Origin of the sequence: Rubritalea squalenifaciens DSM 18772, assembly GCF_900141815.1 — a bacterium.
Lineage (GTDB): Bacteria > Verrucomicrobiota > Verrucomicrobiia > Verrucomicrobiales > Akkermansiaceae > Rubritalea > Rubritalea squalenifaciens.
On sequence record NZ_FQYR01000010.1, the window covers coordinates 47857 to 65847 of the forward strand.

At 51.5% G+C, this 17991-nt stretch carries 4 protein-coding genes; all 4 read left to right on the forward strand.

Features of this window, described 5'->3' with window-relative positions; genetic code table 11:
• Positions 1 to 26: 26 nt before the first annotated feature.
• Positions 27 to 1262 (forward strand): aminodeoxychorismate synthase component I, encoded by a 1236-nt coding sequence (pabB, locus tag BUB27_RS18725; protein ID WP_159435083.1) that lies wholly within the window; start codon positions 27 to 29, stop codon positions 1260 to 1262.
• A gap of 486 nt (positions 1263 to 1748) precedes the next feature.
• On the forward strand, positions 1749 to 5387 hold the full coding sequence (locus BUB27_RS18730; protein WP_143185424.1) for a LamG-like jellyroll fold domain-containing protein: 3639 nt from the start codon (positions 1749 to 1751) through the stop codon (positions 5385 to 5387).
• A gap of 348 nt (positions 5388 to 5735) precedes the next feature.
• Complete coding sequence (locus BUB27_RS18735) at positions 5736 to 11612, forward strand: LamG-like jellyroll fold domain-containing protein (protein WP_143185425.1); 5877 nt, start codon at positions 5736 to 5738, stop codon at positions 11610 to 11612.
• Between the two features lie 434 nt (positions 11613 to 12046).
• A partial coding sequence (locus BUB27_RS18740; protein WP_159435084.1) for a cadherin domain-containing protein occupies positions 12047 to 17991 on the forward strand: 5945 nt, incomplete at its 3' end.

The following is a 17991-nucleotide window of genomic DNA, read 5'->3' on the forward strand; positions in this document are numbered from 1 at the left end:
TGAAGTCTGTGGCCGACCCGATAGCGATGCCAGCCAGATTGAGAGAGATCGAACTAGACCTGAAGCCGGAGGAAGTAGCCTCTGGCCTGAGGCATCTGGGTGGCTTGGTCTACTTTGATAGTTCGGGGAATATCCCTGGAAGTTACGGGGAGGTTGTTTCCATCATTGCTGCCCGGCCCGCTCAGGTGTTGACGGGGCACGTGAGCGATACAAGCGAACTGGAGCGAGTACTTGAAGAGCACCAGGCTGCGAATAGCCCGCTTCCCCACGGAGGCTTGTGCGGCTGGCTGGAGTATGAGGGGGCCTACTGTTTTGGAGTTTATGAAGAGATGCTGGTGTATCGCCATGCAGATGGTCAATGGCTGGAGGTAGGGAATCTGTCCTCCGCGATTCAGTCTGAATCTGGAAATGCAGCGGTACGTATCGGTGAATTCCGTTCTCTGATGAGTCATGAGGATTATGTGGCAAAGGTAGCGAGGATCCGCGAATACATCGCGGCAGGTGATATTTATCAGGTGAACCTCACCCAGAAATTCGAGGCGGACATCGAGGGTGAGGGGGATTTGTTTGAGCTTTACCTTGCTCTACGTGAGAAGTCGCCCGCTCCGCTGGCCAGCTACATGGACTTGAATGGCAGGGAAGTGCTCTCGTCCTCACCAGAAACCTTTTTACGAATCAGTGGTGGTGTGATTGAGACCCGCCCGATCAAGGGGACACGTCCTCGTCATGAAGATCCGGATGCCGACCTGCGCAGTGCCTATGAGCTACGCAGCTCCGAGAAGGAGCGTGCCGAATTGGTCATGATTACGGACTTGGAGCGTAATGACCTTGGCCAGGTGTGTAAGTTCGGCTCCGTCAGAGTGGAGGAGATGCTCAAGCTGGAGAAGCTGGAGCAGGTCTATCATCTGGTGTCCACTGTGACGGGGGAGCTTCGGGATGGAATGAGTCATGTGGAGGCTTTGTCAGCCTGCTTTCCAGGTGGGAGTATCACCGGGGCTCCGAAGAAGCGCGCGATGGAGATCATCGATGAACTCGAAAGCGAGCCGAGAGGTCTGTACACAGGAGCGATGGGCTACTTCGGCTTTGGTGCGGAGAGCCAGTTTAATATCGTGATCCGTACTCTTGTTAGGGAGAGTGGAAAACTGCACTACCATGTGGGTGCCGGGATCGTGGCGGACAGTGATCCAGAGGCTGAGTACGAAGAAACTCTCCACAAGGCGCGCGGCATGCGTGAGGCGGTGCAGTCCTTTCTGGGGGCCTGAGAGGGTGAAATATGCCTGAAGAGTAACGCGTTGAGTAGTTTGCCTTGTAAAATTGCGTCGAGAGTAATTTTCGTTCTAATATATTAACAATTCCTGAATTTCAATGTGTGTTTCTGGTGTTTCTTGCTTAATGTAAGTGGGTTGTGTGTTTTATTGTTAGGTTGTTATTTTTTGTATTTGTTTCTGTATTAGTGATTTGTATTGATTCGGGTGTATTGGGTTGCGGTGGTTGTGTTTTTATGAGGTTGACGTATTTGGGGGTATGTACATAGCATGCAACCTGCTCTCTACTCGCTACTTACAGGTGGTGAATGTTGGGTTTCTATATGAGGCCTGATATGATTTCCCTCATTCTTCTATAGAATGAAAGTTTTGTTTAGGGGGCGAAACCCATCGCCTTTCTGAGATGTCCCGCATGCGCCTCACCATAAGGTAGCGTGAGGGGTTAGATCGGAAAGGTGTTTTAACTCATAATTACACTCCGTAATGAAAACCCTAATTCATAAAATGCTCAGGCGGCGATTTTGTCATGCCGTCCTCTTGCTGATAGGTTCTATCAGTATTGCACAGGCTGCACCCTCAAATGTGGTGCAGAGTGTTACCTACAATGGTGAAACCATCACCATGCGAATGGATCTGCAAAACCTCCGGGGGTCGCAGTTCGAACTATGGGCTCAAAACGCCTCGGGAGGTTACGATACTCTAACACCCGTGGATGAGAGGTCTTATATTGGTACAGTCGATGAATATCCGGGAGCTGTCTCCTGCGGTATTCTTCAGGATGACGGACAGTTCTTGGGAGCTGTCTACTTTGACCGAGGAGTCATGTGGCGAACTCTTGGCACATCGGTGATCGGCACACGAGGTCTTGGCTACGGTCCTGATGACTTTACCAACTACCAGTATCCCTCGGCATCCAGCGTGACCGCTGGTCAGGGTGGTACCACCATGTACGCCTATGATATCGGTATCGATGCCGAGTATGGCTACTACAGTGGTCCTGGCGGAAGTGATACCGCGAGAACCTTCGAACTGATCGAGTACAGCGTGTGTGTCACGCGTGCGATCTATATGCGAGATGTCTTGCTGCGTCCCTACCTGGGCCGTGTGATCATTCGTACCAATCAAAGTCAGGACCCATACAATGGTCTTGGCGGAGGTACCTACCTTGATGCCCTGCGCACTCACTGGAATGCGAACCACACGGCTGCCAACAGCGACCTCGTTGCAGGTGTTACCCCTGGTAAAGTGGGTGGTGGTCTCGCCTGGGTCGGTGTGGTAGGAACCAGTAGCGGCTACTCGGTAAATGACAGTGGTAGCTCCGGCCATTTCGATGTCGTGTGGCGCCATGAGATGGGTCACAACTGGAACTGTGGTCACTTCGTGGGCGGAAGTCCGGAGGGTGCCGGCCTGATGGGTGGTAACCAGCCTGGTCGACTTAGCGGTTGTGAGGCGTACCGAGTGTTAGCTCACCGCGCTAGCAAGATTTCCAGCGGTATTGTGGATAGTGAAGGTACCTACACCGCTGTAGAGCTTCCTCCTTACGCCAGCTTGGATGCTGCAGTATTCGTGCAGTCAGTGGACAGCAGTGTGAGCATCCCTGTACTTGCCAATGACCATGATGCCAATGGTCAGACCATCAGCTTGACAGGCTTTGATAGTGCCACCGTTCAAGGTGGTACAGTAAGCCAGGCTGGCCAAAATCTGGTATACACTCCTTCTGGAGCCTTTTTGGGAACAGATTATTTCCGTTACACCATTACAGACTCAGCAGGTAAGACTGCTACGGGTATCGCTGTGATTGATGTGCAGCCTAGTGATAATCTGAAGCTGTATCTGAATCTGGATGAAACCAGCGGAACCGTGGCAAATGATGCCTCTGTCTATAGTAACAACGGTAGTCTCAATGGCACCGATTTTGGGACTGTCTCTGTAGCCGGTCAGTACGGCAATGGTGCAGACCTGGATGGTGTGGATGACCACGTAACAGTCTCCGGCATGAAGCTGAATTCTAATACCGTGACCATGACAGCCTGGATCAAACCTGAGGTGACTCAGCCATCCTGGGCGGGGATTATCTTTGACCGTACTAGCGGAGCGCAAGGTTTGAACTTCGGTACAGCTGGTGAGCTTCGCTACCATTGGAATAGCGGCAACTATGGCTGGAATTCCGGCTTGGTGCCTACGCCTGGTGTGTGGACCTTCGTTGCTCTTGTGATCGAGCCGAACAAGGCAACCATCTACATGAACAATGGCTCTGGCTTCCAGTCTGCTGTCAACAACGTGACTCATACGGCTGCTGGTTTCGGTACTACTTATGTAGGTCGTGACCCTAACAGTAGTGCTCGTAGTTTCAATGGAGTCCTTGATGAGGCTCGTGTCTACGGCAAGGCGATGACCCAGGCCGATCTTCAGCAGGTCTATGACGGCGGAACCGCTGAAAGTCCTAGCCCGTTTGATGGCGCGAGCGAGGTGAACGCACCTACTGCTAGTTGGGCTCCAAGTGCTGCGGCCACTTCCTACCAAGTGTACATCGGTACCAATCAAACTGCAGTGGCCAATGCTACAACCGCATCCGCTGAATATCAGGGAAGCACAGCCAATCCTGAGTGGATCTTTGATCTGGATACAGACACCACCTACTTCTGGAGAGTGGATGTCGTGACTGCCTCAAGCACGATCACAGGTAATGTTTGGAGTTTCTCCACGGATTCCATTGTGTATGAGGCTGGACTGGTTGCTCACTGGAAGTTTGATGAAGGCAGCGGTGCTAGCACCTCGGATTCTTCGCTGAATTCCAATACGGGTACCGTGAACGGTGCTTCTTGGACCACAGGTTTCACTGGTAACGGTCTGCAGTTCGACGGTGTTGATGACTCCGTCACCTTCGGTAATGGTCCTTCACTGGGTGGTCAGACAGACTTCACGGTTTCCGCATGGATCAAAACCAGCGCCTCGTCCGAGCAGGTGATCATCCAGCAACGTAACGGCGGTTTCAATGGACAGTATGCATTCAGAGTGACTGCAAGCGGTACACTGAACTTCTATGTCTATGGCAATAGCGCCTATCAGTTCAACTTCAGCACGACTGCGACCGTGAATGATGGCCAGTGGCACTATGTGGCCGCTGTACGCGATGGTCAGAACGGTTACATCTACATTGATGGGAACCCTGTCGCTGCTGCCTCAGGGTCCGGTACCATCCGTGACCTGAGTTCCAGTATCGGGGTTGGCGTTGGCCGTGATATCCGTGACAACAACAAGCCATTCAATGGGTTCATCGATGAGGTGAAGATCTATAACGTGGCAAAGAGCGGACAGAATCTTAATGATGTCTATAACGAGTATCAGCCTGGAACGAATAATCCTCCAGTGGCAAACAACGCCAGTGGTACTGTGGCTGAAGATGTGTCTGTAGGTACTAGTGTGGCTACGGTCAGCGCCAGCGATCCTGATGTTGGTGATACCCTGAGTTTTGCTATTACCGCAGGTAATGTAGGAGGCGCTTTCGCGATCAATAGCTCCACTGGTGAGGTGACTACGGCCACCGCCTTGGACTACGAAACCACAGCCAGCTATTCATTGACAGTAACCGTGACTGATAGTGGTGGTCTTACCGATACCGCTATCGTAAGTGTGACTGTTACGGATGTGAACGAGGGTGGCGGTACTACCAGCTACACCAGTGACGCTGAGACCATGATTGATGGTTCTATTATCTCTGGTTCTCTAGCAGATACTCAAACATCTAACAATGTCTATGAGGTTCTTCGGGAGGAAAAAACCAATGGCAAGCCGTCATCCCGTGTATCAAGCCTTGAGCATACTTGGAGCTTCGATATCGGTTCTGGTGGCATCCTGGTGGAACTCAGTGTGGAGGCCTACCATAGCTCAAACACTGAAGGGGACGACTTTGTCTTCGCCTACTCTACAGACGGTATCAACTTCACGGACCTCATTACGGTGACCAAAACCTCGGATGATAACACAGCTCAGATCGCTCCGCTGCCAGCAGGGGTGACTGGTACTGTTTATGTCCGTGTGCGTGATACGGACCGTACGGTGGGTAATGGTGGTCAAGATACGATCAGTATCGATCATCTCACCTTGGAAGTTACCGAGTAACCTTCACTGCAATATAACTGATTATCAAGCCGCTTCGAGATCTCTCGTGGCGGCTTTTTCTATTAAGTGAAATGATATCATTATTTGTTTAGGTTTCTTTACTGGATGAGGGATTGTGGTGGTCCTTAAATGGTTCCGGTTTTGGGTGGTATTTCCTGTTAAATAAGGATAAATGGTATTTTGAGTCAGGGTTTCTTATGGCTCAGAAAGCAGTTGAAGGGGAGAACTTAGTTGTGGCTTCTGAGGGGAATTAATATGTCAGTGGTCTAATCTATTTAATGTAACTGATAAATAACCCATATATTTCAGTTATGTTAGACGGCTTGGAGATAAACACTCACACAGCTCATGAAAACCCTAGATAACCACCGATGGCGGAAAGTCGCCATGAGGCCATGGTGTGCCTCATTAATTTGTACCTTGCTGATTTCGCTGTTGCTAGTCGGCAGCGCTAAAGCTCTGGAGGATAATATCACGCAGACTGTTACTCATGACGGCGAAACGATTACGCTGCGTTTAACAAGGCAGGTGCTCCGAGGGATGCACTTTGAGGTGCTCGTGCAAAACTCCAGTGGGGGATTTGATGCATACACGCCGGGAGAAGAAAGGTCTTACCTGGGAACGGTAGATGAATATCCCGGGGCTGTCTCCGCGGGTATTGTACAGGATGACGGTACTGTGCGCGGCATGGTGATCTTTGACCGAGGGGGGACCTGGTTTACTTCTGGCCAGACGGTTACCTACAAGCGTGGTGTGGATGAGTGGAAGAATTTTGCTTTTCCGACTTATGGGCTGACTCCTGGCGCGGCAGGGAGTACGACCTACGCCTTTGATAGTGCGGTGGATGTGAATCATGCCTACTATTCCAATGCGGCGGGAAGTAGTGTGGCAAAGGCCTTCGAGAATGTGGAATACAGTTATGCCTGTATACGTGCGCTTTACATGAGTAGTGCGATGCTTCGGCCCTATTTGGCGCGTGTGATCATTCGTGCAAACGCGGCGCAAGATCCTTACCAGACGAATATTGTCGGTTTGGGGCCTCTCACAGATGAATGGAGGGCGAACCAGACAGATGCGAACCGAGATTTTGTGTCTGGCTTTGGTTATGGTAGTGGAGGCCAAGCTTGGTCGAGTAGTATCGGAAATACCTGGGGTTACAATGTGAGCCAATCCAGCGGTGATAATCATTACGTGGTGTTGAGGCATGAGATTGCACACAACTTCAGGGTGAACCATGAGGATGGCGGGGCTCCGGAGGGATCCACCACCAACAGTGAAAGAAACCGCCTCTCCAGATTCAGTGCTCCAGAGATAGAAAAAATGTTCTACCAGCGTGATATCTGGGTCACCGCAGGCTATCTCGACTCCGAGGGTACTTATTCTACGATTAATTTTCCACCCTACGCGGCACTGGACTCAGCAGTCTTCAGAAGAGGGATCGATACCTCAGTGGCGATTGATGTGATGGTGAATGATCACGATGCAAATGGACATGCAATTACTGGTATTATCGCCTTTGATGCGTCTTCTCATGAAGGAGGTTCGGTGACGATGAGCGGCACTGGATCAAGTGCTCAGTTGATGTACACACCGCCTGTGCAGTATGTCGGATTTGACTGGTTCAACTACACCATCACTGATTCTACAGGGAAAACAGCCACAGGTTTGGTATGTATTCATGTGAATTCTGAAGAAGATCTGGTGGCTCATCTCAGGCTGGACGATGCGACAGACGCGATTGATCTGGCAGACTCTAGCGGGAATCTTAATCTGGCAAGTTCCGCTAGCAAGCTGGTGACATCTTCAGGCCAGTTTGCTGGAGCCGCCACCATGGCGAACTCTGACGACTACATCGAGATCCATGGTGCTGATTTTAGTTCCATAACAGCTACGCTAACAGGGTGGATCAAGCGTCCTGCTCAGAGCCAGGCAAATACGGCTGGCATCATTTTCAATGAAGGTTCTCGCAGTGGACTGAACTTCGGTTCCAGTAATGAGCTGCGTTACCACTGGAATGGTGGCAAGTGGGGCTGGGACTCAGGCCTGGTGCCTCCTGCAAACCAATGGGTATTCGTGGCACTCGTGGTCGAGGCGGACAAAGCGACCATCTACATGCATGATGGCACGACCATGCAGTCCGCGGTGAACACCGGTACTCATACGCCAGCCAATTTCACAGGGACTACTTTCATTGGTTGGGAGCCAGCTTTCGCTTCTCGTAAATACACCGGGGATATCGATGATGTGAGAATCTACAAGCGGGCTCTGAGCGCTGCTGAAATCACAGGTCTCGTCAATGGTGGGGCGGCTACGGTGCCAGTGCCCTTCGATGGAGCCAGTTCTGTTACTGCGCGTGTGTTGAAATGGAATCCAGCTCCAGGATCCACCCAGAGCCAGGTTTATCTGGGAACGAGCCAGAGTGCGGTGGCTGCTGCGAACACCTCTTCTTCTGAGTATGTGGGAGCAACATCAGCGGATGATATTCTCGTGAACGTGCAGCCGAATACGACTTACTTCTGGAGAGTAGATTCGGTAAATGCATCTACCACCGTGGCAGGTTCGGTGTGGTCGTTTACTACTGGCAGCTCAATAGATGATATCAATACGAGCCTGTTAGCTCACTGGACCTTTAATGATGGTAGCGGCAATGCTCTGGCTGACTCAGCGGGCTCTCATGTGGGTGCGCTTCAGAATGGGCCTGTATGGAAGAATAGTCCGAATGGAGGTTCGCTAGACTTTGATGGTGTGGATGACCATGTGATCATTAATAAAGGTTTGTCTGATGGTGGTACATCAAAGACAATTGTTAGCTGGGTGAAACTGCCTGCTGCCGACCAGAAAAGTGGTGGCGCCGTCTATTTCACGAGGAATAATAATGCCTCAGGTCTCAATATTGGTTCCGGTAACGCCTTGGGTTATCACTGGGATGGTGATGAGTGGTGGTGGAGTTCCGGGCTATCCGTGCCAAAGCAGCAATGGCTGCTCGTTGCCATGGTGGTGGAGACGGATCAGGCTACGGTCTATTATCATGATGGCACCCTGGCCACTTCTACGAATGCCAAGTTTCACACGCCTGAGGCATTCAATGGGCTTAGCTATATTGGTCTCGATCCAGGGAATAGCTCGCGTGATTTTACTGGAGAGATCGATGACCTGCGTGTTTATGGCAGAGCATTGCATCCTTCAGAGCTTGAGGAGCTCTATCAGCAATTTCTCAACCATGCTCCTGTTGCCAGTGGATTCAATGCACAGTATGCAGAGGATGCCTCTGTGGGGACTATAGTTGGTTCCGTGACAGCTAGTGATCAAAATGCTGATGATGTCCTCAGCTATGTCATCACCTCTGGAAATGACGGTTCATTTGCAATCGATTCTGAAACAGGTGAAATTACACTGGCGTCCAGTCTGGATTATGAAACGAGCACGAGTTACACGCTTACCGTTGAGGTGACTGATGCCGGTGGCTTGAGTGATACCGTGAATGTCTCTATCGAGGTGACTGACATTGCGAATGATGACTCCGATGCCGATGGCCTGATCGATGAATGGGAGGTCTCAACCTTTGGTTCTGTAGCAGCAACCACCGGCGCAGAGGATTTGGATAATGATGGCCTCACCAATGCGAATGAATATGCGGCTGGAACCAATCCAAATAGCAGCGATTCAGATGCTGACGGTTACAGTGATTTCTTTGAGTTGGCAGAAGGTTCGGATCCGCTGGATAGTGCTTCCTTGCCAAGTGTGAATGGCGGTCCAGGTCTGGCAGCCTACTGGAAGCTGGATGATGGAGTTGGAACTGGTGCCATGGATTCCATGGGGCTATCCGATGGGGTTCTTGTAGCTGGTCCTAGCTGGATCTCAGGAGTTGATGGGGGTGCGTTGGATTTCGACGGAGTCGATGATCAAGTGACTGCTCCTGCACTTAACTTGAACTCTAACACGGTAACTATCTCCGGTTGGGTGAAGAGAAGTGGAAATGAGAGCTTTGCGGGTCTGGTGTTCTGCCGCGGTGGAAGCACTGTTTCAGGTCTGCATGTTTCCAATAACGAGCTGCGGTATCACTGGAACTCTGGCCAGTGGGGATGGAGCAGCGGGCTTACTCTGCCTGATGGAGTATGGACCTATGTGGCCTTGGTCGTGGAGCCGACTCAGGCGACGATCTACATGAACGATGGCACGGGTATGCAGTCTGCCGTGAATGTGGGATCTCATGCCGTGGAGGCATTTGATGCGCAAACGGTACTCGGAGTCGATCCAACTGGTGGTGCTCGTTTCCTTAATGGGAGCCTGGATGATATCCGGGTTTACAGCCGTGCGTTGAGTGCAGCAGAAATTACTGCTATCTTTAATGCGGATGCGGTGGGGAACAGCGCTCCTGTAGCGACTGATTCCACATTCTCCGTGAGTGAAGATGCATCCATTGGTGCGATTGTTGGTATAGTCAGTGCGTCTGATCCAGATGCAGGAGACACGCTTACCTATAGCATTACAGCTGGCAATGCTGGTGGCGCATTCGCGATCAACAGTGGTTCAGGTGAAATCACCGTGGCATCTGGATTGGATTTTGAATCCGCCAGTCAGCATGTGCTGACCGTTGCAGTCAGCGATGGCAGTTTGAGTGATACCGCAACGATCACTATTGATGTGAGCAACGTGAACGAGGCTCCTGTGGTGAACAACGGCAGTGCTTCCATTTCGGAGGGAGCAGTGATTGGCTCAGTGGTAACCACGGTAACCTCCAGTGATCCAGATGCGGGAGATGGTGTTACCTATGCCATTACTGCAGGAAATCCGAGTGGGGCATTTGTAATCAACGCTACTACTGGCGAGATTTCGACGGCAACAGTTCTCGATTATGAGACCATAGCCAGCTACTCATTGACAGTAACCGTGACCGATAGTGGAGGTCTGACCGATACTGCCATCATTACCGTGAATATTACAGATGTGGCCAATGATGACTCGGATGCCGACGGTCTTACCGATGAGTGGGAAGTATCCAACTTCGGATCGGTTGCCGCGACTGACGGGGTGACTGACAGTGATGGCGACGGTCTGACCAACGCCGAAGAAGAAGCTGCTGCCACCAACCCGAATAACACCGACTCGGATGGCGATGGCTACAGTGATTCCCTGGAAGTTTCACTAGGAACAGACCCTAACAATGGAGCAAGTAATCCTGCTCCTAAGGATCTGGTGTGGACTGGAGTGGCTGGCGACGGCGACTTCTTTAATGAAGCCAACTGGGATAGCGATTCTGGTGCGTCGGGTACTCAGGCTCCGGTGGCTGATTCGGTCAACTCGGGTAGTGACCTGAATGCGTTGAGTCTTACTGTTGTTAATGCTGACTTCTTTGATCTGGCTGGCTACATCGTTCCAAACGGGGCATCTATTCATATGGATGCGAGCAATCTAACCACTACTGGTTCCTATGGAATCAATGCGACAGCTTCGCTGGTTTCCAGCTTGGACATTAGTGCTGGGAGTTATGCGAGCTTCCAGTTCTTGGCGAATATCAATGCTAGTCTGAGTGGAGATGCTGTTCTGGAGTTGCGTGGTGGAGGGAATCCAGTCAATGGTTCTGCCATTGACCTTGCAGTAGATTCTTCGGGGTATGTTCGGTTTATCAATGAGACGGTGGCGGATGTGACAGCCGAGCATCTGAGCAAGTTCACCGTGGGTGGTAGCCCGGCCGTGCTTGGAACGAACCTTGAGATCGTCTCTGAGAATGGAGCCACCATCGTTCGCTTGTATCAAGAGCCGGCTCCTCCTGTCAGTTATCTGAGTAATGGCGAGGTTCTGAGTGATGGTTTATTTGTCTCGGGAAGTTATCTCGATACCTATTCTTCAGACAATGTCTACGAGGTGCTGGAGGAGAACAAGACCTCAGGGAAGCCTTCATCACGTGTATCCAGCTTGGAGCATACCTGGAGCTTCGACATCGGAGCGGGTGGCGTGCTCGTAGAGCTCAGTGTAGAGGCTTTTCATAGTGCCAATAGCGAGGGGGATGACTTCGTCTTCTCTTTCTCTCCAGATGGAGTCAACTTCACGGACCTCATCACGGTGACCAAGACCTCAGATGATAATGCACCTCAGATTGCTCCTCTGCCAGCGGGCGTGACCGGAACGGTCTACATTCGTGTGCGCGATACCGACCGTACGGCAGGTAATGGCAATCAGGATACTATCAGCATCGATCATCTCTCACTTGAAGTGACCGAGTAAGATTATCAGGATCACCCGGATAAAACTAAGCCGCCGCATTTTGAGATGTGGCGGCTTTTTTCATGCAGTGACTCATTAGGGTGTGTGATGAACAGGTGTTTCATGCTTTTGCGCGTATTGTTGATGGATTTAGTGGGGTTGTAGTATTTTGTCTTAAAATGTGTTATGTGTGTTTTTCTGAAAAAACATATGAGAGTGTTAACATTGTGGTTTGGCATCTCATATATATATGGAATCGCTCCTCTTAGTGGAACTATACTGCTCAAATCTTAGTTCTGCTCCCGGTGGGTTTGATTCTGCTCTCTACATGGCTGTGGGTCTGAAAGGTCCTCAGCTTCAATCAACCCAAACTACCCACACACATGACAGCAAACCCCTGTTGCGTGTTATTGGCGGCTTGTTCCATGACCCCGCTGATAGCATTTGCACAAACCTTGCCGGACAGTCTTGTCCTGAATCTTGATACGGACGGTAATCAGACCGCCGAAACGACGGTCAATTTGACCAAGCGCTCAGTCAGAGCGCCAGGTGTTGCTTACTACCGATTTAACGGAAACAGCCAGACCTATACCTTATCACCCAATGATATCCCTCAGGTACGTACCTACCGGGGTACAGTCGCAGGTGACCCCAACGTGATTGTCTGTGCCACGATCCTTCCCGATGGTACCATTAAGGCAGACGCATTCGATCATTTGAAAGGCCGAGGCTACGTCTGGCAAGTCAGCGGCTATGATGTCTCCGCAAGTCTCAATCAAGGCGGTGCTGCAACAGCGAATCCGACCCGACCTGAGGGGGGTATGGGGGAGTTGCCTATGGGGGTAGATATTAATTACCACCGCTTCGTCAACGAAGGTGCGAGTGATCCAGATCTAGCATGGGCGTTAACCGAGCATAATTTCAATATTTATGACCTCATGATGGGTCGAGATACGGGTGTAGCCGTATCGATTGCCACACTAGTGACGCGTGAAAATCAGGAGTACTACGTTCCTACAGGTTCTGGAAACCACCTCAATATCATTGAGGCGGAGTGGTCTGATGCGGCCAAGCCATTGAGGAATGCTGCTTGGGAGCAGATTTTCAGTTACAAGACAAGCGTGGGTCTCTTCGGTACCGGCGGTTATGCATGGCAGAACCGCATCGGAAAAAACGAGACTATTAACTACGGGCAGGGTGCTATCGGTACTCAGACCCTTTACCACGAATCCGGTGGGCACAACTGGAATGCTCATCACTGGGGATACGGTCGCGATGCTATGGGGTCTAACAGACCGAACCACGGGCCTTACAACGTAGAGCGTGTGCGTGAGAAGCGCGACATCAAGATAGCTGATGGAACCTTGCTTCAGCCTAATGGGGATTACCCGTCACCAGCGCATCCATATTCTCATTTGGATCTGGCAACGACTAACGTGAACCAGGCGGTAACGATTTCACCACTGGTCAATGATACAGACTTCAACGGAGATAGTATTTCGATCGTCTCTTTCACCGCGACAACCGCCAATGGTGGTACCGTGGTCCAGTCTGGAAACGACCTGATCTATACGCCGCCCGCAGGTTATGTGGGCAAGGATATCATTGCCTATACCATCGAGGATAACTCGGGTGCTGGTGACGGTGGTGCCAACCTGCAGGCTCAGGATTTGATTTTCATCGAGGTAGTCAACAATGGCCTGACCCTGAAGTTTGATTTCAATGATGTCTCCGGTGCTTCTGTGAGCAATAGCACCGGACTTGGCCACTCAGCAGTCTTGCAGAGCTCTAACATTGAAAGCCAGCTCACAACTGGACCAGACGGATATGCCTTGGTGGTTCCTTCCGGTGGTTTGTTGGTGGATGATACAAACATCCTTCCAATTCCTTACACTGGTAGCACGAATAACTTCTACCCATTTGATAGTGATCAGATGTCTCAGGGGAATTTCTTTGACCCGATGGACAAGGATTACGCCATCTGTCTCTGGATCAAGATGGATGATGTGATCACCAAGCTGGACATTCTCGATAAGTACAAAGCTCAAGAGCGCAGCACTGGTTTCCACCTCTTTGTGGAGAACGGTGTTCTCAAGGCTGACTGTGGCGAGATCGAGGGTATCTACAACAAGCGCAGTATCACAAACGGTGGTGCGGTGACTGCCGGACAGTGGCATCACGTGGCGCTGGTCTTTGACCGTACTGCAGATCAGATGAAGATCTTTTTGGATGGGGCTCAGACCGCACAAACGGCCCTTGCTGCCGGCTCATTCATTTTCCATGGCCGTGAGCCGCTGATGATCGGCTCTGGTAGCGGTGGCACCATGGCTGTGGATGATGTTCGTCTCTACACTCAGAACCTCTCCTCTTCAGACCTTACAGGTATCATGGGTGAAGCTAGTAATGCCGTGGATGAGCTAGCTCTTAACAACTCACTCCAGACCTGGTGGGCGCTGGATGATAATGCCGGAGCTACAGCGTCCGATTCTTCCGGTAATGCCAACGCTGGTGCTCTCTCCGGAGGTGCAGCCTGGACTACGACAGCAGTTGATGGCGGCGGCGCTTCCTTTGACGGAGTTGATGACAAGATCAAACTCGATCTGGCCCAGTCTAACGTTGGTGCCTTTACCGTTGCTATGTGGGCGAAGTCCGGAGCAGACGGACAGGGTGTCTATAGCAGTGTATTTAGCAACCGTACGCCTAATACAGGAGGTACCTTCCAGATCGATATGGGGAATGGCTTCCAGTATCGAGGTAGTCAGACTTCCAGCTTTGGTGCGGCACCTCTCGACCAGTGGGTTCACCTTGCGGTAGTATCCGATGGGACGGATACCATCCTCTACTATAACGGTGAAATTGCTAAAGTGCTCTCTGGAGTCAATGATGACCTCTTTAATGCACTCGTGCTTGGTGCTAACAGGAATGAGGGAGACTTCTTCCAGGGGGAGATCGATGACTTCTGTTACTTTGATCGAGCTCTCAACCCGAGTGAGATTCAGTACATCAAGTCCAGCTTGCTGAAGAATGTAGCGCCAAGCGCATCTGATGATACCTTCGCAGTGGTTGAAAATGCATCAGCAGGCACCAGCCTTGGTGTTGTCAATGCGAGTGATCCGAATTCGGGAGACGTGGTCAGCCATGCGATCACTGGAGGTAATGCAGCAGGTCTGTTTGCCATCACTGCTGCAACTGGTGAAATCACCACGACTGCACCATTGGACTACGAGACAGCATCCAGCTACGTGCTCACAGTTACCGTAAGCGATGACGGAGGTCTTTCCGATACAGCAACGATTACCGTAAACGTCACTGACGTAGCAAACGATGACTCCGATGCCGATGGTCTCACGGACGAGTGGGAGGTGGCCAACTTTGGTTCTGTGGCAGCAACGACTGGTTCAGCTGATAGCGATGGTGACGGCTACACCAACGCTCAAGAAGAAGCCTCTGCTACGGATCCAAACAACGCTGCTAGCAACCCGACTACCCAAGTGTTGGCTCACTGGAGCCTGAATGAGGGGGCTGGACTAGTTGCGACTGATAGTTCCGTGAATGGCTATGATGGTCAGCTCACTGGCGGCACCGCCTGGACGTCCTCTGCCGTAGATGCCGGTGGAGCTTCCTTCGATGGTGTCGACGACAGAATCGATTATGCCCTGACTGAGACAAATCTCGGTGCCTATACCGTAGCCATGTGGGTGAAGAATGGTGCGAGTGGTCAGTCCATCTACAGCTCGGTCTTCTCAAACCATACTCCGAATACATCCAATACCTTCCAGATCGATATGGGTAATGGGTTTAACTACCGTGGAACCCAGACTGCCTCCTTTGGTGCAGCTCCTGTGGGAACCTGGGTACACCTTGCCGTAGTATCCGACGGCACGGATACACGCCTCTATTACAATGGTGTCCTCTCGCAGACGCTTGCAGGTGTGAATGATGATCTGTTTGACACGATCACTCTTGGCACGAACCGCAACGAAGGAAACTTCTTCCAGGGTGAAGTGGACGAACTCTACGTCTATGATGCAGCGCTCAATGATGAGGATATCTTGGCCTTGGCGACACCGCCTGCCCCTAATCAGCCGCCAGTCGCTACGAATGGAAGCGGTTCTGTAGCTGAGAATGCATCTGTTGGAACTGTGGTCACCACGGTAGTCGCGAGCGATCCAGATACTGGTGATACGCTTAGCTACAGCATCACGGCCGGTAATACCGGTGGCGCATTCGCGATCAACAGCGGTACCGGTGAGGTCACCGTAGCTGCTGGTCTGGATTTCGAGTCCATTAGTCAGTACATTCTGACTGTTGAAGTCAGCGATGGTAGCCTCACGGATACAGCAACGGTCACTATAGATGTCACCAATGTCAATGAAGCACCTGTAGCAAACAATGGCAGTGGCTCAGTTTCTGAGGGTGCTTCTATTGGTGCGACTGTAAGCACGGTAAGCTCCAGCGATCCTGATACGGGTGATAGTGCTACCTATACGATTACCGCTGGTAATACTGGTGGTGCCTTTGTGATCAACAGTACCAGCGGTGCGATCACGACAGCCACTGGTCTCGATTATGAAACCACGGCTCTCTACTCGCTCACCGTGCAGGTGACTGATGGTGGGGGACTGACTGATACGGCTACGGTGACAGTGAACGTGACTGATGTGGCCAATGATGACTCCGATGCCGACGGTCTAACCGATGAGTGGGAAGTGTCCAACTTCGGCTCTGTGGCTGCACAGGATGGAAGTGGCGATGCTGATAGCGACGGCTATACCAATGCTGAAGAATTTGCCGCAGGTACGGATCCTAGTGACCCACTGAGCGCACCTGCTCCGCCGGATCTTGTCTGGACAGGTGCTGCAGGTGATGGAGACTTCTTTAACGAAGCGAACTGGGATTCAGACGCGTTGACGGCTGGTACTCAGGTGCCGTCTGCTGACTCGGTCAATGTGAATCAACCTCTTGTCGCTTCCAGCTTGACCGTGGATTCCGCAAACTTCATCGGTATTGGAACAGTGATTCCTGATGGAGCGCGTATTGATATCACCAATACTACGCTAACGACTTCGGGCTCTAATGGATTCAATACGACGAGCTCTACTCTATCCGAGTTCAATATAGGTACGGGTGCGGATGTATCCTTCCAGTTCATTGCCAACACGACAGTAAGTCTTGCTGGGGATGCGGTACTGGAGTTCCGTGGTGGTGGAAATCCGGTTAACGGCTCTACCATTGATCTGGCGGCAGACTTTGCCGGACAGGTACGCTTCACATCTGAAACGGTGGCAAGTGTGCTTTCAGAGCATATGTCTAAGATTACCGTTGCAGGCCAGCCGGCAGTGAATGGCGTGAATGCTTATGTCGTGGATGTCAACGGTGTGACTGTGGTCAGCCTAGAGGCTCCTAACAATGCGCCGGTGGCCAATGATGCAGCCTTTACGGTCGCTGAAAATGCTGGAGCAAGTGCGACGGTTGGTACTGTCTCGGTCTCTGATCCTGATGCAGGTGACAGTTGGACATATGCTATCACGGCTGGTAACGGCGGCGGGGAGTTTGCTATCAATTCCACGACTGGTGAGATTACCACTACCACAAGTTTGGACTACGAGGGAGCATCCAGCTACGTGCTTACAGTTACGGTAACCGACGCTGGGGGCCTGAGTGATGTAGCAACCATCACCGTGGATGTGCTGAACATCAATGAAGCGCCAGTGGCGAATAGTGCCAGTGGGACTGTTTCTGAAGATGTTGCAGTGGGAGTCACCGTGGCCACAGTGACTTCCTCTGATCCGGATGCGAATGATACCCGTACTTATGCAATCACTGCCGGAAATGATGGTCGCTTTGTGATCAATGCCTCTACTGGTGAAATCACCACGGTGTCCGCTCTCGATTATGAAACAACCAACAGCTATAGTCTGACAGTGACCGTGACTGATGCTGGAGGTCTGACAGCTACAGCCATGGTTGCAATCACCGTGACTGACGTGGTCTTCGAGGACTACGACAGTGACAGCCTGGATGACAACTGGGAGATCGCCAACTTTGGGGATACCAATACAAGTGACGGTACTGGTGACGCTGATGCCGACGGCTTGACCGACGGCGAGGAGTATCTTGCCGGAAGTGATCCTAACAGCAGCGACGGAGACGGCGACGGCTTCCACGATGTGTTGGAGATCAACGTGGGTACCGACCCTATGGATATTCTCGACTTCCCGGCCTCTGAGTACGACGGTCTCGTGCTTTGGTGGAACCTGGATGAGAGCGCAGGGGCGAGCACCGTTCTCGATGATACTGGCAACAAGATGTCTGGTGCCGTGAACGGAGCCACTCTGAATGGAAGTGAAGGGAGCTTCGATGGCTCAAATGATAGTATCGATCTTCCGCTCGCTTCCGG